Source organism: Curtobacterium flaccumfaciens, from assembly GCF_051548005.1.
Lineage (GTDB): Bacteria > Actinomycetota > Actinomycetes > Actinomycetales > Microbacteriaceae > Curtobacterium.
Map to the genome: position 1 here is coordinate 1 of NZ_JBPUGH010000014.1, position 20398 is coordinate 20398.

The 20398-nt window shown below is 71.9% G+C and carries 20 protein-coding genes; 10 read left to right on the forward strand and 10 right to left on the reverse strand.

Annotated elements, in window-relative coordinates; all coding sequences use genetic code 11:
* Positions 1 to 57 precede the first annotated feature (57 nt).
* Positions 58 to 714 carry a histidine phosphatase family protein gene (locus ACSW7Y_RS03480; RefSeq protein WP_438124948.1) on the reverse strand — a complete coding sequence of 219 codons (657 nt, stop codon included), beginning with the start codon at positions 712 to 714 and terminating at the stop codon, positions 58 to 60.
* 245 nt (positions 715 to 959) lie between these two features.
* Between ACSW7Y_RS03480 and ACSW7Y_RS03485 the strand changes: the two genes are divergently transcribed.
* Positions 960 to 1484 carry a DinB family protein gene (locus ACSW7Y_RS03485; RefSeq protein ID WP_438124949.1) on the forward strand — a complete coding sequence of 175 codons (525 nt, stop codon included), beginning with the start codon at positions 960 to 962 and terminating at the stop codon, positions 1482 to 1484.
* A gap of 102 nt (positions 1485 to 1586) precedes the next feature.
* Here the strand turns inward: ACSW7Y_RS03485 and ACSW7Y_RS03490 are convergent, their stop codons facing one another.
* Positions 1587 to 2552: a sugar-binding transcriptional regulator gene (locus ACSW7Y_RS03490; RefSeq protein WP_438124950.1), complete on the reverse strand. Its 966-nt coding sequence runs from the start codon at positions 2550 to 2552 to the stop codon at positions 1587 to 1589.
* A gap of 140 nt (positions 2553 to 2692) precedes the next feature.
* Here ACSW7Y_RS03490 and ACSW7Y_RS03495 point away from each other — a divergent pair, with 140 nt between their 5' ends.
* The 3 genes from ACSW7Y_RS03495 to ACSW7Y_RS03505 are packed head-to-tail and all read left to right on the forward strand — an operon-like array spanning position 2693 to position 5656.
* A complete protein-coding gene (locus ACSW7Y_RS03495; protein ID WP_438124951.1) occupies positions 2693 to 3757 on the forward strand; it encodes a LolA family protein in 1065 nt (354 codons plus the stop codon).
* Positions 3754 to 4710 carry an ABC transporter ATP-binding protein gene (locus ACSW7Y_RS03500; protein WP_438124952.1) on the forward strand — a complete coding sequence of 319 codons (957 nt, stop codon included), beginning with the start codon at positions 3754 to 3756 and terminating at the stop codon, positions 4708 to 4710. Before ACSW7Y_RS03495 ends, ACSW7Y_RS03500 begins: the two co-directional genes overlap by 4 nt.
* On the forward strand, positions 4697 to 5656 hold the full coding sequence (locus ACSW7Y_RS03505) for an ABC transporter permease (protein WP_438124953.1): 960 nt from the start codon (positions 4697 to 4699) through the stop codon (positions 5654 to 5656). The genes ACSW7Y_RS03500 and ACSW7Y_RS03505 overlap by 14 nt, the downstream gene beginning before the upstream one ends.
* Before the next feature lie 64 nt (positions 5657 to 5720).
* Here ACSW7Y_RS03505 and ACSW7Y_RS03510 read toward each other — a convergent pair whose 3' ends face one another.
* The 5 genes from ACSW7Y_RS03510 to ACSW7Y_RS03530 all read right to left on the reverse strand — a co-directional run bounded on the left by ACSW7Y_RS03510 (position 5721) and on the right by ACSW7Y_RS03530 (position 11558).
* A complete protein-coding gene (locus ACSW7Y_RS03510) occupies positions 5721 to 6779 on the reverse strand; it encodes an NADP-dependent oxidoreductase (protein WP_438124954.1) in 1059 nt (352 codons plus the stop codon).
* Between the two features lie 95 nt (positions 6780 to 6874).
* Positions 6875 to 7780, reverse strand: a complete 906-nt coding sequence (locus ACSW7Y_RS03515; protein WP_438124955.1) for a metallophosphoesterase — start codon at positions 7778 to 7780, stop codon at positions 6875 to 6877.
* A 447-nt stretch (positions 7781 to 8227) separates the two neighbouring features.
* Positions 8228 to 10216, reverse strand: a complete 1989-nt coding sequence (locus tag ACSW7Y_RS03520) for a hypothetical protein (RefSeq protein ID WP_438124956.1) — start codon at positions 10214 to 10216, stop codon at positions 8228 to 8230.
* Positions 10217 to 10501: 285 nt separating this feature from the next.
* Complete coding sequence (locus ACSW7Y_RS03525; RefSeq protein ID WP_438124957.1) at positions 10502 to 11047, reverse strand: cysteine hydrolase family protein; 546 nt, start codon at positions 11045 to 11047, stop codon at positions 10502 to 10504.
* Between the two features lie 7 nt (positions 11048 to 11054).
* On the reverse strand, positions 11055 to 11558 hold the full coding sequence (locus tag ACSW7Y_RS03530) for a MarR family winged helix-turn-helix transcriptional regulator (RefSeq protein ID WP_438124958.1): 504 nt from the start codon (positions 11556 to 11558) through the stop codon (positions 11055 to 11057).
* Between the two features lie 103 nt (positions 11559 to 11661).
* Here ACSW7Y_RS03530 and ACSW7Y_RS03535 point away from each other — a divergent pair, with 103 nt between their 5' ends.
* Both ACSW7Y_RS03535 and ACSW7Y_RS03540 read left to right on the forward strand, forming a co-directional pair.
* Positions 11662 to 12621, forward strand: coding sequence for an NADP-dependent oxidoreductase (locus tag ACSW7Y_RS03535; protein WP_438124959.1), 960 nt, complete (start codon positions 11662 to 11664; stop codon positions 12619 to 12621).
* Between the two features lie 9 nt (positions 12622 to 12630).
* The gene (locus ACSW7Y_RS03540) at positions 12631 to 13320 is read left to right on the forward strand and encodes an NUDIX hydrolase (protein WP_438124960.1); all 690 of its coding nucleotides are present in this window, start codon (positions 12631 to 12633) and stop codon (positions 13318 to 13320) included.
* Here ACSW7Y_RS03540 and ACSW7Y_RS03545 read toward each other — a convergent pair.
* A complete protein-coding gene (locus ACSW7Y_RS03545; RefSeq protein ID WP_438124961.1) occupies positions 13295 to 14476 on the reverse strand; it encodes an ROK family protein in 1182 nt (393 codons plus the stop codon). The genes ACSW7Y_RS03540 and ACSW7Y_RS03545 overlap by 26 nt on opposite strands.
* A 135-nt stretch (positions 14477 to 14611) precedes the next feature.
* Between ACSW7Y_RS03545 and ACSW7Y_RS03550 the strand changes: the two genes are divergently transcribed.
* From ACSW7Y_RS03550 to ACSW7Y_RS03565, 4 genes are read left to right on the forward strand one after another with little or no spacing between them, the layout of a single operon-like run.
* On the forward strand, positions 14612 to 15910 hold the full coding sequence (locus tag ACSW7Y_RS03550) for an ABC transporter substrate-binding protein (protein ID WP_438124962.1): 1299 nt from the start codon (positions 14612 to 14614) through the stop codon (positions 15908 to 15910).
* Positions 15911 to 15920: 10 nt separating this feature from the next.
* Positions 15921 to 16892 (forward strand): carbohydrate ABC transporter permease, encoded by a 972-nt coding sequence (locus tag ACSW7Y_RS03555; RefSeq protein WP_438124963.1) that lies wholly within the window; start codon positions 15921 to 15923, stop codon positions 16890 to 16892.
* The gene (locus ACSW7Y_RS03560; RefSeq protein WP_438124964.1) at positions 16892 to 17809 is read left to right on the forward strand and encodes a carbohydrate ABC transporter permease; all 918 of its coding nucleotides are present in this window, start codon (positions 16892 to 16894) and stop codon (positions 17807 to 17809) included. The genes ACSW7Y_RS03555 and ACSW7Y_RS03560 overlap by 1 nt, the downstream gene beginning before the upstream one ends.
* A 50-nt stretch (positions 17810 to 17859) precedes the next feature.
* The gene (locus ACSW7Y_RS03565; RefSeq protein ID WP_438124987.1) at positions 17860 to 19527 is read left to right on the forward strand and encodes a glycoside hydrolase family 13 protein; all 1668 of its coding nucleotides are present in this window, start codon (positions 17860 to 17862) and stop codon (positions 19525 to 19527) included.
* A gap of 70 nt (positions 19528 to 19597) precedes the next feature.
* Here ACSW7Y_RS03565 and ACSW7Y_RS03570 read toward each other — a convergent pair whose 3' ends face one another.
* Together ACSW7Y_RS03570 and ACSW7Y_RS03575 are read right to left on the reverse strand one after the other, a co-directional pair.
* A complete protein-coding gene (locus tag ACSW7Y_RS03570; protein ID WP_438124965.1) occupies positions 19598 to 19921 on the reverse strand; it encodes a winged helix-turn-helix domain-containing protein in 324 nt (107 codons plus the stop codon).
* Positions 19918 to 20340 carry a chemotaxis protein CheY gene (locus ACSW7Y_RS03575; RefSeq protein WP_438124966.1) on the reverse strand — a complete coding sequence of 141 codons (423 nt, stop codon included), beginning with the start codon at positions 20338 to 20340 and terminating at the stop codon, positions 19918 to 19920. The genes ACSW7Y_RS03570 and ACSW7Y_RS03575 overlap by 4 nt, the downstream gene beginning before the upstream one ends.
* Positions 20341 to 20398 lie beyond the last annotated feature (58 nt).

Sequence of the window (20398 nt, forward strand, 5' to 3'; positions counted from 1 at the left end):
GGTACCAGCTGGTACCGGGCCTCCCGTCCGTCCGCGGTCGCGTCGCGCGACCCGCCGTCAGAAGCGCTCGCCGGTCGGGTCCTGCGCGGTCCGGTCGATGAGGTCCTCGCCGCCGACGGGCTCGCCCTCCCAGTCGACGAGGCGCCAGCCGTCGTCGAAGGAGCCCTCCATCTCGACGATCCCGGTGTTCTCCAGGTGCCGCTTCGTGCCGAACTCGTCCGGCGTGTTCTGCGCGACCGCGCTCGCCCAGGTGCGGATCGCGGCGCCGTGGCTCACGGCGGCCGCGACCTCGACCCCCGACGCCAGGATCTGCCGCACGGCGGCGTCGTAGCGCTCGAAGAACTCGGTGCCGCTCTCCGCGCCGGGCATGCGGCTCTCGCGGTCTCCCTGCGACCAGCCGTGCACGGTCGCGATGTAGGTCTGCACGGACACCTTGTCGCTCTTGCCCTGGGTGTCCCCGGCCTCGATCTCGCGGAGGCCGTCCAGCACCTCGGGCTCGAGGCCGAGCGCGGCGGCGAGCGGTGCCGCGGTCAGCTGCGTCCGGACCATCGTCGACACGAAGAGCCGCTCGATGCCGCGGTCGGCCAGTGCCGCCGGGAGCGCGTCGGCCTGCTGCTGCCCGAGCTCGGTGAGTCCGGGGCCGGGCACCTCGGCGTCGAGGATGCCGTGCACGTTCGCGGGGGTCTGGCCGTGGCGGATGAGCAGCAGTCGCATGGTGCCACCCTACGGAAGGGCATCGGGTCGGGTGGTGCGCGACGGCTGTCGGGTCGGGCTGCGGCTGACCGCTGTCGGACGACACGGTGGTCGTCGTCCGACAGCGGTCCCGTCGCAGTCCCGCGTCTGCAACAGTCGGCGCGCGCACGGGACGACGGCGCCGTCGTCCCACGACAGCGGTGCCGTCGTTCGACAGCGGCGCCCGCGACGGGCGCGCGCCGCCACCGACCCGGTACCGTTCGGACATGGCGATCGAACGCGAGACGAAGAGCTGGACGTGGGTCATCGGTGCGACGTGCCCCGAGTGCGGCTTCGACGGCCGCGCGGTGTCCGTCCGCGACGTCCCCGGCGTCATCGAGGAGAACACCGCGGCGTGGCCGGCGGTCCTGGAGCGCGAGGACGTCCGCGTCCGCCCGGACGACCACACCTGGTCGCCGCTCGAGTACGCCGCGCACGTCCGCGACGTGCACCGGAAGATGGCCGAGCGGCTCGCGCTGATGCTCGAGCTGGACGCACCGACGTTCCCGAACTGGGACCAGGACGCCACCGCGGTCGAGGACGACTACGCCGCGCAGGACCCGGCGACGGTCGCCGGTGAGTTGGTCGACGCCGGACGACGCGCGGCCGACGCGTTCGCGGCGGTCCGCGACGCGGACCTCGGCCGGACCGGACTGCGCTCGGACGGCAGCGCGTTCACGGTCGCGACCCTCGCGACCTACTACGCGCACGACCCGGTGCACCACCTCTGGGACGTGCGGCGCACGGTGTAGGCGACCCGCGCCTCCCGGCCTGGAGGCACGGCGCGCCTCCGCCACGTCCGTCCCGTCCGCCTCGGCCCCCCACAGGTGCGTCGGCTGTCTCGGGTTCCGGCGTCAGGCGAGCGCGTCGAGGACGGCGCGCGCGGTGGCGGCGTCGGTGACGAGCTCGTTCACCAGGCCGCCGCGCACCGCGCCGAGGATGCTCGTCGCCTTGCCGGGACCGACCGCGACGCCCACGGCGTGGGGGACGGCCGCGAGGACCTCGCGTGAGGTCCGCACCATCCGGTCGCTGCCCGGGAACTCCACCGCCGAGCCGTCCGCGGCGAAGAAGTTGAGGCAGACGTCGCCGGCAGCTCGGTCGAAGGCCTCGTCCTCGACCGGCAGGCCGCGCGCGAGCTCGTGCCGGGTGACGACGGGAGCGCCGATCCCGAGCAACGCCCCCTTCGCCCGCCGCCAGAGCCCGATCACGTGCTGGAAGGCCGGGTCGTCGTCGAGCGAGGCGCGCAGCGTCTCGCTCGGGAGCGCCGGCGCGAACAGGAACGCCGGGATCGCGCCGGACCGCTCGGCGGCGGCGCGGGTGATCTCGTTCGTCTGGAACCAGCGGTTCGGGTCGGCCTGTCCGCCGACGGTCGGGACGAGCTGGACGCCCGGCATCGGCGGCAGACCGGTGTGCGCGAGGTCGTGGACGGTGCTCCCCGAGGAGACCAGGACGGCGTCACCGGGCGCGAGCGCCATCGCCTCGATCGCCGCGGCGACGGGTGCTGCGAGGTCGGCCCCGAGCGTCGCCTGGTGGGTGACGGCGGCGAGCCGGACGGCACGGAGACCGAGCGCGTCGCGGAGCTCGGCGGCGAGCGCGACGGTCTCGTCGCGGAACGGGTCGACGACCTCGATGCGGACGAGGCCGGCGCGGCGGGCCTCGGAGACGAGCCGACTCACGGTCGGTCGGGACACCCCGAGGCGGTCGGCGATCTCGGCCTGGGTGGCGTCCTCGAGGTAGTACATCCGCGCTGCCTGGTACACGGTGTCGAGCGGGAACCGGGAGCGGGCACCCTCCGGCTGGACGGAGGGCTCGGTGGACACGCGACCGATCGTAGCCGGAGCGCGTGATCCCCAGCCGACTGTCGGTTGCCGGACGTACGGTGCTGCCGACTCCACCGCACCACGCGCCACCGCACGAGGTGCCACTGCACGAGGTGCCACTGCACCACCGAGGGGATCCGATGAAGAAGTCAGCCTGGCTGCCCGCCGCCATCGCACCGGTCGTCGTGGCCGGCGCCGTCGCGGCACCGATGATCGCGAACGCCGCGTCGACCCCCATCGCCGGATCCGACCCGAGCGCGGCGGACGTCATCGCCAGCGTCGCACAGTCGTCCGACGCGCAGTACTCCGGCAAGGTCGAGCAGACGAGCGACCTCGGGCTCCCCGAGCTGCCGTCCGGCTCGGGCGGCTCGTCCCTGCAGGGCGACGCGTCCGACGCGCTGAGCATGCTGACCACGTCCCACACCGCGCGCCTCTACGTCGACGGCGCCGAGAAGCAGCGGGTCCAGGTCACGACGCAGCTCGCCGAGCAGGACCTCGTCCGCAACGGCTCCGACGTCTGGACCTGGGACTCGAAGGAGCGCACGGCGACCCACGTGACGCTCCCCGCGCACGACGCCACAGCGGAGGGGGGCACGGCGACCCCGGCCGACCTCGCCCGGCAAGCCATCGACGCCATCACGCCGAGCACGACCGTGTCGAAGCCGACGAGCACCTCCGTCGCCGGCCACGACGCCTGGTCGATCACGCTCACGCCGCGGTCGAGCGACACCCTCGTCGGGTCCGTGCGCCTGGCGGTCGACCAGCAGACCGGGCTCCCGCTGCGGGTGACCGTGGCGGCGAAGGGGCAGGCCGACCCGGCGTTCCAGGTCGGCTTCACGAGCCTCGACTACGGTGCGCCGGCCGCCCGCCTGTTCGACTTCACCCCGCCGAGCGGCGCCGACGTGCACACGAAGGACCTCTCGGACGGCGGTCACGCACACGGCGACCACCGCGGACACGAGCGCTCGGGTGCAGGTGTCGCGACGACGGGATCCGGGTGGGACACGATCGCCGAGCTCCCCGCGGGCACGGCGGACACGTCCTCGCTCGGCAGCGACGGCACGGGTCTGCTCGACCAGCTCACCCGACCGGTCGACGGGGGTCGGGCCCTGCAGACCTCGCTCGTGTCGGTCTACCTGACGAACGACGGCCGGGTGCTCGCGGGCGCCGTGCCCGTGTCCGCCCTCGTGGCCGCGGCCAAGTGACGGACGCTCCCCCACCGGCCGAGTTCGCGATCCGGACGGAGGGCCTCCGGAAGGTCTTCCGACGCCAGAACGCCGTCGACGGGATCGACCTGGCGGTCCCTCGTGGTGCGGTGTTCGGGTTCCTCGGTCCGAACGGCTCGGGCAAGACGACCACGATCCGGATGCTGCTCGGGCTCACGGGCGCGACGAGCGGGACGATCGAGCTCCTCGGACGCCGGATGCCCGACGCGCTGCACGAGGTCTTGCCCCGCGTCGGCGCGCTCGTCGAGGGTCCGGCGTCGTACCCGTACCTGTCCGGCCGGGCGAACCTGTCCCGGTTCGACGCAGCCGACCCGACGACCGACCCCCGCACGAGGAAGGCCCGGGTGGCGGCGGCGCTCGACCGGGTGGGGCTGTCCCACGCGGCCGACAAGAAGGCGCACGCGTACTCCCTCGGCATGAAGCAACGGCTCGGCCTCGCGAACGCACTCCTGACCCCACGTGACCTGCTCGTGCTCGACGAGCCGACGAACGGCCTCGACCCGCAGGGCACACGTGAGGTCCGGAACCTGATCCGCTCCCTCGCGGACGACGGCACCACGGTGTTCGTCTCGAGCCACCTGCTCGCGGAGATCGAGCAGGTGTGCACGCACGCCGGGGTCATGCGCGCCGGGAAGCTCGTCGCGCAGGGGTCGCTCGACGAGCTGCGGTCCGTTGGGGTCCGGACCCTGACCGTCCGCACGCCGGACCTCGGGCAGGCGGGCAGCGTCCTCGTGCGCCTCGGCCTCGCGCCGCGGCACGAGGGCGGTGCGGACGTGCTCGTCGCGGACCTCCCGGCCGACGTGCTCGCCGAGGACGTCACCGCCGAGCTCGTCCGCGCCGACGTCCGGGTGCGCGGCATCACGGTCGGCGGCGGGAGCCTCGAGGACATGTTCGTCGCACTCACCGGGGAGGGCTTCGATGTCGCAGCCTGACGCCACAGCCGACCAGCGGCCGACCGCTGAGCAGTCGGCCGCCGAGCAGTCGGCTTCCGAGCAGTCGGCCTCCGAGCAGTCGACCGCCGAGCGGCCGACCGATGAGCGACCGACGGCCGCGCGGGCGATCTCCCGGCGGCCGTTCGCCCTGCTCGGGTCCGAGCTCGCGCTCCTCTTCCGCCGCCGCCGCACGTGGGCGATGCTCGGTGCCCTCGCGCTCGTGCCGATCCTCATCGCCATCGCGGTCCGCGCGACCACCGGCCCGGATCGCGGCGGCCCGGCGTTCCTCGGCGACATCACGAACAACGGCCTCTTCGTCGCGTTCACCGCGCTGACCGTCTCGATCCCCCTGTTCCTGCCGCTGACGATCGGGGTGGTCTCGGGCGACACGGTCGCGGGCGAGGCGAACCACGGGACCATCCGCTACCTGCTCGTCGCCCCGACCGGACGGCTCCGGTTCGTGGTCGTGAAGTACGTCGGCACGGTCGCGTTCGCCCTCGCGGCGACGCTCCTCATCGTGCTCGTCGGTGCCGCGATCGGGGCGCTGCTGTTCCCGATCGGTCCCGTGACACTGCTCTCCGGGACGCAGGTCGACGGCTGGTCGTACGCGGGTCGGGCCCTGCTGCTGGCGCTGTACGTCGCCATGTCGATGCTCGGGCTCGCGGCGATCGGCCTGTTCGCGTCGACCCTGACGACCGTGCCGGTGGGCGCGATGGCGGCCACCGTGGTCCTCGCCGGGGCGTCGCAGGTACTCGACCAGCTGCCGCAGCTCGACTGGCTGCACCCGTTCCTGTTCTCGCACCAGTGGCTCGGCTTCGGCGACCTGCTCCGCGACCCGATCTCGTTCGACTCGTTCGGCGCGAACGCCGTGCTGCAACTCGGCTACGTGGTCGTGTTCGGCGCGCTGGCGTACAGCCGCTTCGCCACGAAGGACGTCCTGAGCTGAGTGGCGGCGTCGTCGGACGCACGACGGGCCGGGCGTCACCGCCCGACCCGTCGCCCCACGTGGGTCAGCTCGGTGTCGCCGCGCCGCCCGCCATCGACTCCGTCGTCGCGCCACGCTCGTCGGCGTAGCGGTCGCGGAGGTCGCGCGCCTTCTCGGACCGGTACCAGTCCAGGCGCGCACCGGTCTCGACCGTCTGCATGCCGATGACGACCTTGCCGCGGGAGTGCATCTCGGCGAGGTCCTCGTACGCGTCCACGATGTACTCGAACGGGTAGAAGCCCGAGATGAGCACCTGCACGCGGCGGTCCTGCACGGCCTTCGCGAGCAACTGCAGGGACTCGGTGGCCTCCTGGTCGTCGGCCGGGGCGCGGAGGAACCGCACCTCGACGTCGCGCCGCTCCTCGGAGGAGACGAACCGCTCGTCGGGGATGCCGAGTCGGGCCGCGAGCGACTCCGCGTCGGACTCGCCGTGGTTGTCGATGAACGCCGTGATCGTTCGGCCGTTCGCGGCCTCGCGGATGCGGGCCTCCTCGCCCTCGCCGTACGCGACGGGCAGCGTGCCGATCTGGCGGAGGTAGTCGTGGTTGCGGGGGCTCCCGAGGGCGATCACGGTGGCGCCGGCGTCGTGCGCGAGCTGGCACTCGATGTGCCCGACCCCGCCCGCCGCAGCGGTGATGACGACGGTGTCGTCCTTGCCGAGCCGGAGCTTCCGGACGATGTCGATCGCGGTGCACCCGGCGAGGTAGAGCCCGCCGGCGACCTCCCAGCCGACGTGCTCCGGCTTCTTGATGACGGCGGCGCGCGGCACCCGCACCCAGTTGGCGTGCGTCCCGCCCTGGGGGTGGTGCCCCATGACCTCGTCACCGACTCGGAGGTCCTTCACGCCCTCGCCGCGGGCACGCACGATGCCGGCGAAGTCGACGCCCTGGTGCGCGGGGAAGGTGAGCTCGACGTGGTCCTGGAGCTTCCCCTCGCGGAGGAAGCGCTCGATGTGGTTCAGGCCCGCGGCCACCACCTCGACGACGATCTCACCGGGTCCGGGTTCCGGTCGCTCCTGCTGGACGACCTGGACCACGTCGAACCCGCCGTAGCGGTCGTACTGCACTGCGTTGCCGTGTCGCATGGCGCGCTCCTTCGAAGACGATCTGTCTCTCGTCTACTCGTGCGGGCCGAGCGGTGTCCGCACGTCCGGGGGACTTCGCGGACACCCGGCGCGTCTCAGCCTGCCGCCGCGATGATCGCCCGCACGGTGTCGGCGTCGTGGTGGAACGCGAGCGGGTCGGCGTCGGGCCGCGGCACCCGCACGGGCGTGGACCACACGGAGCCGTCCGCCGCGAGGTCGACCACGAGGTAGCCCGCGTCGATGTGCGCCGACTCCTCGTCGTACGCGCCGACCACGTCCGTGTCGTTCGCGACGCCCGGTGCGACGAGTACCGGCACCCCGGCCCACGACCCCGCGGCGTGGTGGTGGTAGTGCCCGCCGAGGACCAGGCGGACGTCGGTCCCCCGCAGGACCGCAGCCAGGGCCTCGGGGTTCCGCAGCCGGAGCGCCTCGTGCAGGGCGGTCGGCGCGGGCAAGGGCGAATGGTGCAGGACGACGACCGAGCCGCCGTCCGAGGGCTCGGACAGTGCGGCACGGAGTCGGTCGAGCGCCTCGTCCGCGACCGTCCCGTAGCCCGCGCCGGGGACGCTCGTGTCCACCGTGATGACCCGACGCCCCGCGACGACCGACTGCCCGGCCACCGGCACCGTCGGAGGCAGGTACTCGAGGGTGTGCATCAGCGGCCGGCCGCCCTCGCCGAGGACGTGGCCGTTCGCGAGCACCTGCCGGAAGCCCTCGCGCAGGTCGTGGTTGCCCGGGACGGTCACGAGCGCCGCTCCGTGCCGTTCCGCCCATCCACCGACGCGCTCGCGCAGGATCGAGTACGACGCCGGCGTGCCGTCCTCGGACACGTCGCCGGACACCACCACGAGGCCGACGTCGGGGATGCCCTCCGCCGAGGCGAGCACGGCGTCCAGCGCGGCGGACGTGTCGGTCGACCCCTGGTGCAGGGCACCGTCCCCGGAGAGGTGGGTGTCGGACAGGTGCAGGATGCGGAGCGATCCGGATGCGAGCGGCTGCATGGCGGTCACGGTAGTCCGCGGATCGACCATCCTGTCGGGACGCGAGACGCTCCGTAGGCGAAGACTCATGCCGGTCGACAGCAGCGGCGGCCGTCAGCTGGTCCTGCAGGACGAACATCTCCGGCAGGCCCGGCGCGGCTGGTTCGCCCGTCCGGCCGCGCGGATCGTCCGCAGCGTGGCGGTCCAGACCGCCGCGTGTCGCTCCCAGCGGGCGTCGATGTGCGGCGCCCGCCACCTGCAGACGGAAGCAGACGCGGGTCACGTGATCCGTGCCTCCAGGCGGTCTGGCCGGGAGGCCCGGATCACGCTGGTCGGCATCCTTCACGACCACGTCCGCTCACCGAGTGCGACGATCGCACGATCCGGATCGCTCGTGGTCGCCCGCGTGACGGTGCGCGCCGACTCCGTCGGCGCGCACCGTGTCTCCGTGGAGCGTTCAGCGACCGGTCACGCGACGGGCTTCCAGGTGTGCCTCATGCTGTCGATCTCGGTGCCGTTCACGGTCTGGTGGATCGAGAGGGTGTAGACGGCGGTGGGGCCCCAGGCGCGCTCGAGCGTCCAGTTGCCGTTGCTGTCGGCCTTCACCGTGGCGATCGTCCAGGCGGGGTTGCCCTTGATCGCGATCGTGGCGCCGGGGGCGGCGGTGCCGGTGAAGACGTGGGTCTGGCCAGGGGTGTAGCCGGCGCCTGGGTCCGCCATGGTGAGGGCGGGGCTGATCCTGCTGGTCCAGGTGTTGGATGCCGCGCCCTTCGTGGCGGTGAACCCGAGGACGTACGTGGCGGTGGGGCCGACGGGGCGGTCGAAGGCCCAGGTGCCCTCGTCGTTCACGGTCGCGGTGCCGAAGACGGTGTTCCAGGCGGTCGTGGCGGTGATCTCCGCGCCGGGGGTGCCGGTTCCGGAGAACGTGTTCGCGCCGGGCTCGTAGACGCCCTCGTGCGACGTCAGCGACGCGTCCACCCATGCAGCCCTACCGGTGAAGGTCGCTTCGACGTGTGCACCGTTGGAACTCGCCGCGAGTTCGAGGGTGAACGAGTCGTTCTCAGTCGCGCTCGTGACGAGCTTCCAACTGCCGTCGGACCCGACCTGGATCGGGGTGATGGTCTTCCCGTCGAGCCGCGCGTTCAGGCTGTCATCACGCGGCCCGGTGCCCGTCACCGTCAAGTCCGCGCCCTTCTCGTACGTTCGGTCACCGTCGATCGTGACCGGAGTCGCGGGAGCATCGGTGTCGGCGGTGAAGGTGAACGAACGCGCCGTGCCTCCGGCGGACGAAGCGAGTGTGAGCGTGAACGACTCGCGGTGGGCCGGACCGTCTGCGCGCAACTCCCATCGACCGTCGCCACCGACCGTGACGAAGGGCGTCAGTGGTTCGCCGTCGAGGTACGGGTAGAGCGTCGCGGAGGCTGCCGCCGTTCCCGTGATCCTCAGCGCCTCGCCCTGCACGTAGGTTCGGCGCGACGTCAGCTCGATCGGAGCCGTCTCCCCGGTGGCGGTGAGCGTGAACGTCGTGTCCGCCTGCCCGGCAGTCTTGAGCGTTCGGGTGAACGTGTCCCCGGTGATCGCGCCGTCGGTCAGGAAGGCCCAGTCGCCGTTCGCGTCGGCCATGGTGTTCGCGACGAGCGCCGCACCGTCGAAGACGTCCACGCGTTGGTTCGGCGTCGACGTGCCGGTGATGCGTTGCCCCTGACCCTTGACGAACTCGGTCGTCTCCGTCGCGAGCCGGGGGGTGTTGCCGCTGTTGTCGAACGTCACCGTGACCGGCTCGGCGTCCGCGCGGCGCTGATCGATGTGCGCTTCGACCGTCCCGTCGGCGAACACCGCCTGCTCGGTCTCGAACGAGAACCGTCCCGCGGCATCGACGTCGACCGTGCGCTCACGGGTCGGCAGTCCTTCGACGAGTTCGAAGCGGTAGGTCAGGACCGCTTTCGGCGTTGCGGAGCCTTCGACGCGGAGGCGATCCCCGCGTGTGTAGCTGCGCTCCGACGTCACCTCCACCGGTTGGGTCGGGATCCGCTCGGCCTCGGACCGGAACTCGAAGGGCACGCGCTCGAGGTAGTCGTCCGAACTCTGCGAGAGGGTCACGGTGATCGGGGCGTCGCCGAAGACGACGACGTTCCGAGCGGACTCGAACGAGAACTTCCCGTCGCGGTCCGCACGGGGGAACTCGTCGACGACGAACGTCCCCGTTCTGACCTCGATGTGGACGTGGGCTCCTGGCGTCGCCGTCCCGTCGATCCTGAGCTTCTTGCCGACCGCGTAGGTGCGATCCGAGACGATGTCGAGCGCCGCGGCGACCGCTGCCTGACCGTCCGGAGCCGGGGCTGCCGAGACGGACGCCTGCACGGCGGGCTCAGCGGGCGCGGCGACGGCGACGGATGCGGGCGCGAGCGCCGCGACACTGACGAGGCACGTCACGGCGGAACGGGTGAGGTTCTTCATGGTGGTTCCTTTCCGATGCGCACCCGAGCGTAGGAAAGGCGGTTGTTAATATTTCGCATGCCCGTTGTTGCGTTCCGGAGCGCCATGCCGCTCGCCGGCACGGGCAGCGTCTCCGTGCCTTCCTCGAGTTCCGCACGACAGCGTCGACCGCGGCGCGATCGCTCGCGTCCTCCAGCGCCGCAAGGGACCGACCACGAGCTCGGCGTCGAGCAGGACGACCTACCTGTCCACGGCCGCGTCAGGTGACGTCCGTCGCGTGCCGTCCGTCGCGTGCCGTCCGTCGCGTCAGTGCTCGACGAGGTCGGCACTCTCGACGACCGTCGCGAAGCTGCCGTCCAACGCAGCCAGGAACGCCGTGTGCACGGACGCGCCGGGCACCGTCACGGCACCGGACGAGAGATCCGGCGCGGCGCACGCATCGGCGACGACCGTGCACGTGAAACCGAGCTCCGACGCCGCCCGGACGGTCGAGTCGATGCACATGCTCGTCATCATCCCGAGGACGACGAGCTCGCTGACACCGCGGTCGCGGAGGAGCTGTTCGAGCCCGGTGCCGATGAAGCTGTTCGGCTCGTGCTTCTCGACGACGGCCTCCCCCGCACGCGGCTCGACGGCCGGGTGGAACGCGGTGCCCGGCGTCCCCGGGACGAAGAACCCGGCATCGGGCTCGGTCGCGGTGTGGAAGACGTGCACGACGTCCTCGCCCCTGGCGCGGAAGTGTTCCAGGACGGCTCCGCCCGCGCGAGCAGCCGCTTCGGGCCCGACGAGCGGGAACGCCCCGCCGGGGAAGTAGTCGAGCTGGACGTCGACGAGGAGCAGTGCGCGGGTCATCCCCCGATCATGCCCGACGTCGTCGCGGCTTGGCGGAGCGCGGCGGCACGGTCCGCAGGTGGTCGCGCACGACGCCGAGCACACGGCCGAGATCTTCCACGTCGCGCGCACCGATCGCGTCGAAGACGAGTTCCCTGAGGAGCGCGACGTGCCCCGGGAAGACCGCACCGAGCTTGCCCCGCCCGGCCCCGGTGAGGGTGACCGTGACACCGCGGTCGTCGTCCACTGCCTGCCCACGGACGACGAGTCCGTCACGTTCGAGCAGGCCCACCTGGTAGGTCAGACCACTGCGGCTGATGACCACCCCGTCAGCGAGCTCGGTCATCCGCCGGCTGCCGTCGGGTGCGTCGCCGAGGGTGGCGAGCAGCTGGAACTGCAGGTAGCTGAGGTCGCCGGCGTCGCGGAGCTGCTGCTCGACCGCGTGCCGGACGAGGTTCCCGACCTCGATCAGGGCGAAGTACGCCCCGAGTTCGGCGGCGTCGAGGGACGGGTGCGGCTCGGTTCCGGTCATGGACCCATCCTACCTGTTGCTTCGAATTCGAAGCAGTGCTACCGTTCATCGCAGGTGCTTCGAATTCGAAGCAGTTGAGGTTCCACCAACGAAGGGCAAGACCATGCGAGCAGCGCGTTTCCACGAGGTCGGCGGACCCGAGGTCCTGCAGATCGAAGCGGTCGACCGACCGACGCCGGGTGCCGGGGAGGTCCTGGTGCGGGTCGCCGCGTCGGCCTACAACGCGGCGGACAACGGGATGCGGGGTGGGTTCCTCCCGATCCCGGTCGTCCTGCCGCACGTCCCGGGCTACGACGTGTCCGGCACGGTCGAGGAGGTCGGCGCGGGCGTCACGGACCTGCGGGTCGGCGACGCGGTGATCGGGTTCCTGCCGATGGAGCGGGACGGCGGCGCCGCCGAGTTCGTGGTCGCCCCGGCGGAGTCGCTCGTCACCGCACCGTCGAGCATCCCGCTCGCGGACGCGGCGGCCCTGCCCTCGGTGGCGCTCACCGCGTGGCAGGCCGTGTTCGACGAGGGACGGCTGACCGCGGGACAGCGCCTCCTGGTCGTCGGCGCCGGCGGGGTCGTCGGGAAGTACGCGGTGGCCCTGGCGAAGCGCGCGGGCGTCGAGGTCGTCGCCACGGCGAGCCCGCGGAGCGCGGAGGCCGTCCGGGCAGCGGGGGCCGACGTCGTCGTGGACCACACCACGGAGGACCTGCTCGCCTCGGTGGACGGGCAGGTCGACGTGCTGCTCAACCTCGCCCCGCTCGAGCCGGAGCGGTTCGCCGCCCTGGTCGCCCTCGTGCGGGACGGCGGCGCGGTCGTGAGCACGACCGCCTTCATCGCGACCCCGGGTGACGACGACCGTGACGTCCGGGCGGCCACGGTGTTCGTGCAGCCGAACCGGGAGCGCCTCGCCGAGCTCGTGCGACTGGTCGACGCCGGTGATCTGCTCGTCGAGGTGACGCGACGCATCCCACTCGCGGAGCTTCCGGCACTGCACGCCGAGGGCGCCGCCGGACGGATCGCCGGCAAGGTCGTCGTGCTGGCCGACCCGGAGGCCGCCGCTGCACCGTCCGCCTAGGGTGGGGACGTGAGCGACGAGCGGGCACGGGCAGCGCTGGCGGCGATCGGTCGGGACACCACCGCACCGCTCGTGCCGACGCTCCCGGCCCTGTCGTCTCCACGACGAGCCGCCGTCCTCATGCTCTTCGGCGTGCTGGACGACCGGCCGAGCGACCACCACGCGTCGGCGGCGCGGGTCTCCGACGGCCTCGACGTCCTGCTCCTCCGCCGAGCGGACACCCTGCGGGCACACCCGAGCCAGGTCGCCTTCCCCGGCGGCCGCATCGACGCGGGGGACCTCGACGCCGCGGACGCCGCCCTCCGCGAAGCGCACGAGGAGACCGGGCTCGACCCGGCAGGGGTCGACGTCCTCGGGGTGCTCCCCGCCGTACCACTCGCGTTCTCGAATCACCTCGTCGAACCGGTCCTCGCCTGGTGGCGGTCGCCCTCACCCGTGCGGGTCGTCGACGAGCGCGAGTCCGCCACCGTGTTCCGGGCACCGGTCGCCGACCTCCTCGACCCGGGCCACCGCGGCGTGACCGTGATCCGGCGGGACGGTCAGGAGTGGCGCGGCCCGGCGTTCACCCTCGACACGGAGCACGGGACCGAGACCGTGTGGGGCTTCACCGCGATGCTCCTCGACGCGCTGTTCGATCAGCTGGGGTGGGCGGAGCCGTGGGACGACCGGACGGTCATCCCGCTACCCGTGGAGCGCTGAGCGGACCGGAGCCCGGGAGCGACAGGGCGAGCGGCTCCGACCGGACCTCGTCGAGCGCCCGGGCGACGGCGCCGAGCACGACGACGTCGGCCCCGAGCCGTGAGGCGACGAGCTCCGGGACCGGGTCGTAGTCCCAGTCGGCGAGGTGCACGCGGGCCCGTTCGAGCACGGGCCCGACGGCGTCCGCGATCGCCCCGGCGACGACCACGCGGTCGATGTCGAGCAGGCTCGCGAGGAGCACGCTCACCCGGGCCAACCGGTCCCCGAGCCGGTCGATCACCTCGACCGCGACGGGGTCGCCGAGCGCCGCGGCCTCGAACAGGCGCTCCGAACCGTTCCGCCCGGCGAGGAGCGAGCCCTCCGGGATCCGGTCGGCGGCCTCGGCCACGAGCAGGCGCGCCGCCGCACCGATGCCCTCCGGGGAACCCACACCGTCGACGAGGTCGAGCACACGCATCTCCCCCGCTCCGCCGCGTGCGCCCCGCAACAGCGCTCCGTCGACGACGATGCCCGCACCGAACCGCTCACCCGAGAGCAGTGCGGCGAAGGAGGCGTCGCCGGAGGACGGGCGTTCCGCGAGGGCGGCGAGGTTCGCGTCGTTCTCGACCACGAGCCGTCCGGCCCCGAGGACTGCCTCGAACCCGGGGTTCATCCGGTCCCAGTACCCGTCGTCGCGCGGCGAGACACCGTGCACGTCGACCGGCGCGGGGATCCCGACGACGACCACGAGCGCGCGGTCGGCGCCGACCCCGGCGTCGGCGAGCGCCGCCACCACGGCATCCCGGACGGCACCGAGCCGCACCTCGACGTCGAGGCCCGAATCGCCGAGCGACACGACCGCGCGACCGCGGACGTCACCGCGGAGGTCGGCGACCGCGACGGAGACCCGGTGCTGCCCGGCGTCCACACCGACGAGCACCGCGGCGTCCTCGTCGAGCGCGTACCGGCGAGCAGGACGGCCCTTGCGGTACTCCCCCGCGGCGCGTGCGTCGTCGAGCGCCCGGAGCCAGCCGAGCTGGACGAGTTCGTCGCACGCCGCGAGCACGGTGGACCGGGTCAGTCCCGTGCCGGCGATCGCCTCCGTCGCCGTGAACGCTCCGGACGCGAAGGCGTACGCGAGCACGATCTCGGCACTCGATCCTCGCGACGGCGGCATGGTCGGCACACTACCGCGGAACGAGTTGCTTGCGCGATTAGATTTTCTCGCTAGATTTAGTCCTGCGGGCCGACACCGGAGCCGACCCGCGGCACGGAACGGCAGGGACGCCGGGTCCGTGCGGACGGAGACGACGTGCAACAACACGCCACGAAGGGGACGGCCGCCGCGGTCAGCCGCCGGTCCTTCCTGCTCGGTGCCGGCGGCATCGGTGCGGGCCTCGCCCTCGCCGGGTGTGCGCCGCTCGGAGGGTCGAGCGCACGCCCCGAGACGATCACGTTCTACGTGTCGAAGCCCGAGGTCATCGGCTACTTCGACGACGTCATCGCGAAGTTCCACGACAGCCAGTCGAAGATCCGGGTCATCCGCGACTCGACCTCGAACATGTCCGCGAACTTCGTCCGGAACCGGCCGCCGGACCTCGGCTGCCTGAACTACAACTACGCGATGGTCTCGTTCGTCGAGCACGGCGCCCTCACCGACCTGTCGGACCTGCCGGAGAAGGACACCATCAACCCGGACCTGTGGCCGCTCATGGAGCAGACCGCGGACTACCCGGGCCGCACGAGTGTCCTGCCGTACTCGGTCACCGCCGCGTCGGTGATCTACAACAAGCGGATCTTCGCCGATCAGGGCATCGAGGTCCCCACCACGTGGAGCGCGTTCCGCGACGTGTGCGAACGCCTCGAGAAGGCCGGCATCACGCCGATGTACGGCACGTACAAGGACAACTGGACGATCGCGCAGGGCATGTTCGACTACTCGGTGGGCGGCATGCTCGACCTCGGGAACACCTTCGCAGCGCTCGACCGCGAGGGGACGAAGGTCGGCACGGGCTCGCGCGTGTCGTTCGAGAAGGACTTCGCCGCTCCCGTCGACCGCATGGTGGACCTGCTGCAGTGGCACCAGAAGGGGGCCGCGAGCCGAGGGTACGGCGACGGCAACCTCGCGTTCGCGCAGGGGAAGGCCGCGATGTACCTGCAGGGTCCGTGGGCCCTCGGTGAGATCGCGAAGTCGAACGGGGACATCGACCTCGGCACCTTCCCGTTCCCCGCGACCGACGACGCCGCTGGCAACAAGGTCCGCGTGAACGTCGACCTCGGGCTCTGGATCCCGGAGGCGTCGCGCAAGCAGGAGGCCGCGCGCGAGTTCCTGTCGTTCCTGATGAGCCCCGAGGTGAACGACAAGTACAACGCCGACAACAACGGCTTCGGCGTCCGGAAGGACTCCCCGCCCGCGTCGAACCCGGCGCTCCGCGGCATGCAGGACTCGTACGACCGCGCGAACTTCTACCTGGGAGCGTCGCAGCTCATCCCGGCGGAGATCCCGGTGGCGAACTACCTGCAGTCCATCGCCTTCGGCGGTGCCCCCGCTCCGCAACTCCGCACCCTCGACGGCGACTGGGCGCGACTCGCGCTCCGCACGGCCGCGTAAGGAGACGACCTTGGCCACCACCACGACAGAGTCCGTCACGACGGCGGGCAGCCGCCGACGGGGCGGAGCCGCAACGCGCCTCCAGTCCGGACGCGGCGCCGGACGAGCCGGGCTGCGCACGAAGCGCAACCGGGTCGACCCGCTGTTCCTCGTCTTCCTGATCCCCACCCTCCTGCTCTTCACGCTGGCGATCACGCTCCCCGCGGTGATGGGCATCGTCCTGAGCTTCACCGACTCCGTCGGGTTCGGTGACTTCCGGTTCATCGGCCTGACGAACTACGTCGCCGTGTTCAGCGACCCGGCGATCCTGCAGGCCTACCTGTTCACGATCGGGTTCTCGCTCGTCACGGTCCTCGTCGTCAACGCCCTCGCGTTCCTCCTGGCGATCGCGCTGACCTCGAAGATCCGCGGCAAGATCGCGCTCCGAGCCGTCTTCGTGCTGCCGATGGTGATCTCGGGGATCGTCATCGCGTACGTGTTCTCGTTCCTGTTCGCGAACAGCCTGCCGGCGCTCGCGACCGCCCTCGGCTTCGCGCCGCTCGAGCAGAGCATCCTCGCGAACCCGGACCTGGCCTGGGTCGCGGTCGTCGTCGTGACCGCCTGGCAGGCGATCCCGTCGACGCTCCTCATCTACATCGCCGGGGTGCTCTCGATCCCCGCCGAGGTGTACGAGGCGTCGGCGCTCGACGGGGCGTCGTCGTGGCGGCAGCTCGTGTCGATCACCGCGCCGCTCACGGCGGGCTACATCCTCATCAACCTCATCATCGGGTTCAAGAACTTCCTGAACTCGTACGACATCATCGTCGGCCTGACCGACGGCGGCCCCGGCACCTCGACGACCAGTGTCGCGATGTCGATCTTCAAGGGCTTCAGCGGGGGCGACTACGCCTACCAGATGGCGAACGCGACGATCTTCTTCGTGATCGCCGTCGTGATCGCCGTGATCCAGCTGCGGGCGACCCGCGGGAAGGCAGCGCTCTGATGACCATCCAGGCACCACTCCAGCCCGGGACCACCCCGACGGGCACGGTCCGCTCCGTCGACGCCGACCGCGATGCCGGCCGACGCGGCCACGGGCGACGGGACCGCGCGAACCTGCCCGTGACGATCGTCCTCGTCCTCTGCGCCCTGTCCGTGCTCGTCCCGCTGTACGTCACGGTCACGATGGCGTTCAAGACGACCTCGCAGGCGGTGGACGGCAATGCGTTCTCGCTGCCGGCACCCTTCAGCGTCGACGGCTTCGTGCAGGCCTGGGAGCTCACGGACTTCCCGCGGGCGTTCGGCGTCTCCGTCCTGGTCGCCGCGATCACGGTGGTCGGCACGATCCTGCTCGCCTCGTTCACGGCGTACGCGATCGCCCGCAACTGGGAGCGCCGGCTGTTCCGCTGGTCCTTCTTCTACCTGCTCGCGGCGATGTTCCTGCCGTTCCCGGTGCTCGCGCTGTCGCAGGTGAAGCTGACCGGTCTGGCGGGACTGGACAACCCGTTCGGCGTCGCGATCCTGCACGTCATGTTCCAGCTCTCCTTCAGCGTGCTGCTCTTCACGGCGTTCCTGCGGTCGATCCCCGCGGAGCTCGAGGAGAGCGCCCGCATCGACGGCGCGACCACCGGCCAGGTGTTCTGGCGGCTGGTGTTCCCGCTCCTCGCACCGATGAGCGCGACCGTCGGGATCTTCGCGTTCCTCGCGTCGTGGAACGACTTCGTGATGCCGTCGCTCATCACGTCCGACCCGGCCCTGCAGACCCTGCCGGTGCTGCAGCAGATGTTCCAGACGCAGTTCAGCAACAACTACAACGTGTCGTTCGCCTCGTACCTGATGGCGATGGCACCCGCGATCATCGTCTACCTGTTCACGCAGCGCTGGGTGATGGCCGGGGTCACGCAGGGCGCGATCAAGTGAGCGACTCCGCCGACACGACCCACCTCGAACCCGACACCGAAAGGCCCCTCGTGACCGACATCCTGGTCGAGAACACGCCCGCACCGACCGCGACCGCCGAGACCTGGTGGCGCCAGGCGAGCGTCTACCAGATCTACCCCCGCTCCTTCGCGGACGCGAACGGTGACGGCATCGGCGACCTGCCCGGTGTGACGTCCCGGGTGCCGTACCTGGCGTCGCTCGGCATCGAGGCGGTCTGGCTGAGCCCGTTCTACCCGTCCGCCCTCGCCGACGGCGGCTACGACGTCGACGACTACCGAGACGTCGACCCGCGTCTCGGCACGCTCGACGACTTCGACGAGATGGTGTCGGCGCTGCACGCCGCCGGCATCCGGGTCATCGTCGACGTGGTGCCGAACCACACGAGCGACCGGCACGCGTGGTTCCGCGAGGCGCTCGCGTCGCCGAAGGGCAGCGCGGCGCGCGACCGGTACGTGTTCCGCGACGGCACCGGACCTTCCGGCGAACAGCCCCCGGCCGACTGGGTGTCGATCTTCGGCGGCCCGGCCTGGACCGCGGTCGGCGACGGCCAGTGGTACCTGCACAACTTCGCGAAGGAGCAGCCCGACCTCAACTGGGCCAACCGGGAGGTCCGCGACGACTTCCTGCACACCCTGCGCTTCTGGTCGGACCGCGGCGTCGACGGCTTCCGCATCGACGTGGCGCACGGTCTCGCGAAGGACCTCCCCGAGGGCGAGCTGCCGAGCTGGGCCGAGGTGCTCGCGAGCCCGAAGGACGGGCAGCACATCCTCTGGGACCGCGACGACGTGCACGAGATCTACGCCGAGTGGCGGCAGGTCTTCGACGAGTACACCCCGGCCCGCACCGCGGTCGCCGAGGCGTGGGTCGCCGCGGACCGCCGTGCCCGGTACGCCAGCGCCGAGGGGCTCGGGCAGGCGTTCAACTTCGACCTGCTCGAGGCCGACTTCGACGCCGGGTCCTTCAAGCAGATCATCGAGTTCAACCTCGGGCTGGCGGAGCAGTCCGGGTCGTCGACCACGTGGGTCTTCTCGAACCACGACGTCGTCCGGCACGCCACCCGCTACGCACTCCCGGCCCGGAACGGCGCCGAGGAGAAGCAGGGTGCAGCGTGGCTGCTGGCCGGCGGAGACCAGGCGACGCTGGACCGCGACCTCGGTCTGCGTCGAGCCCGCGCAGCGACCCTCCTCGAGCTCGCGCTCCCCGGGTCCGCCTACCTGTACCAGGGCGAGGAGCTCGGGCTGCACGAGGTCGGGGACATCCCCGATGCCGAGCGCCAGGACCCCGCGTTCTTCCGGAACCCGGGCGTCGACGTCGGCCGCGACGGCTGTCGCGTCCCGATCCCGTGGACGACGACGGGTTCGAGCTTCGGGTTCGGGCCCGGTGGCTCGCACCTCCCGCAGCCCGCGTGGTTCGCCGAGGTGTCGGTCGAGGCGGAGGACGCCGACCCGGACTCGACGCTGAACCTCTACCGGAAGGCCCTCGGTCTCCGCGGGCAGCTGCAGTCCGAGGAGCACCTCGAGTGGCTGGAGACCGGCCGCGACGACGTGCTCGCGTTCCGTCGGCCGAACGGCTGGACGAGCGTCACCGTCTTCGGCGACGAGCCGTACGACCTCCCCGCCGGCGAGCTCCTGCTCGCCTCCGCGCCGGTGGCAGACGGCGCACTGTCGGGTGTGGGGACCGCCTGGTTGCGTTCCTGACGGAACCGGGTGACGGCCTGGAGGCGCGGTGCGGGCAGGCACCGCGCCTCCAGTCCGTCAGTGGATCGGGTCAGCGGTCCGCATCCGGCGGGCCCGCGATCTCCCGCAGCGCCGCGAGGTGCGCGCGCCAGGCCGCCCGGCCCGAGCGCGAGAGCGTCAGCGACGTGCGCGGCGTCTTCCCCACGAAGCCCTTCGCGACCGCCAGGTAGCCGGCGGCCTCGAGTGCGCTCACCTGCTTGCTCAGTGCCGAGTCGGTGACCTCGACGGCATCGCGGACCTCGCGGAAGCCGAGCGTGCCGGCGCGGTCGAGCGCGGCGACGACCGAGAACCGCACCGGGTTCTGCAGGAGGTCGTCGAGCCGGTGCCGCGGGTGCGCCCGGTCCGTGGTGGTCACGACCGCGACTCCCACGCCGCGCAGGCCAGCGCGACGACGAGGACCGCACCCGACGTGACGCCGGACCAGAACAGGGAGCCGTGGACCCACGCGACGACGGCGATCGCGGCGCAGTACGTGACCGCCCACGCAGCGATGTACATCGTCCACCGACGCCCGCGGGCGAACGCCGAGCGACCGCGGATCGCGATCGTGAACCACAGCACCAGCGCCGTCACCACGGTGATGGTGCCGAAGTACGCGGCGCCGAAGGCACGTCCGGCGCCGAGGCCCATCGCGAAGGTGCCGAGCGAGGTCGTGGCCCCCAGCGCCACGATGAAGGTCACGTAGGGCCACCGGACGGCGTCGTGCGCGCGGCGTGCGAGTCGGTCGGCCTGCGCCAGGAGTGCGCGGGCCTCGGTCGGCTGGATCTCGGTCATGGTTCCCCTCTCCGTTCCCCATCTTTGCAACTACTTTCCGATCTGGCAAGTGCCTGTC

What these genes read in the sequence shown, in the direction of transcription:
- ACSW7Y_RS03480 (WP_438124948.1), bottom strand. Translation starts at nt 714, where the DNA reads ATGCGACTGCTGCTCATCCGCCACGGCCAGACCCCCGCGAACGTGCAC.
- ACSW7Y_RS03485 (WP_438124949.1), top strand. Translation starts at nt 960, where the DNA reads ATGGCGATCGAACGCGAGACGAAGAGCTGGACGTGGGTCATCGGTGCG.
- ACSW7Y_RS03495 (WP_438124951.1), top strand. Translation starts at nt 2,693, where the DNA reads ATGAAGAAGTCAGCCTGGCTGCCCGCCGCCATCGCACCGGTCGTCGTG.
- ACSW7Y_RS03505 (WP_438124953.1), top strand. Translation starts at nt 4,697, where the DNA reads ATGTCGCAGCCTGACGCCACAGCCGACCAGCGGCCGACCGCTGAGCAG.
- ACSW7Y_RS03510 (WP_438124954.1), bottom strand. Translation starts at nt 6,779, where the DNA reads ATGCGACACGGCAACGCAGTGCAGTACGACCGCTACGGCGGGTTCGAC.
- ACSW7Y_RS03515 (WP_438124955.1), bottom strand. Translation starts at nt 7,780, where the DNA reads ATGCAGCCGCTCGCATCCGGATCGCTCCGCATCCTGCACCTGTCCGAC.
- ACSW7Y_RS03520 (WP_438124956.1), bottom strand. Translation starts at nt 10,216, where the DNA reads ATGAAGAACCTCACCCGTTCCGCCGTGACGTGCCTCGTCAGTGTCGCG.
- ACSW7Y_RS03525 (WP_438124957.1), bottom strand. Translation starts at nt 11,047, where the DNA reads ATGACCCGCGCACTGCTCCTCGTCGACGTCCAGCTCGACTACTTCCCC.
- ACSW7Y_RS03530 (WP_438124958.1), bottom strand. Translation starts at nt 11,558, where the DNA reads ATGACCGGAACCGAGCCGCACCCGTCCCTCGACGCCGCCGAACTCGGG.
- ACSW7Y_RS03535 (WP_438124959.1), top strand. Translation starts at nt 11,662, where the DNA reads ATGCGAGCAGCGCGTTTCCACGAGGTCGGCGGACCCGAGGTCCTGCAG.
- ACSW7Y_RS03545 (WP_438124961.1), bottom strand. Translation starts at nt 14,476, where the DNA reads ATGCCGCCGTCGCGAGGATCGAGTGCCGAGATCGTGCTCGCGTACGCC.
- ACSW7Y_RS03560 (WP_438124964.1), top strand. Translation starts at nt 16,892, where the DNA reads ATGACCATCCAGGCACCACTCCAGCCCGGGACCACCCCGACGGGCACG.
- ACSW7Y_RS03575 (WP_438124966.1), bottom strand. Translation starts at nt 20,340, where the DNA reads ATGACCGAGATCCAGCCGACCGAGGCCCGCGCACTCCTGGCGCAGGCC.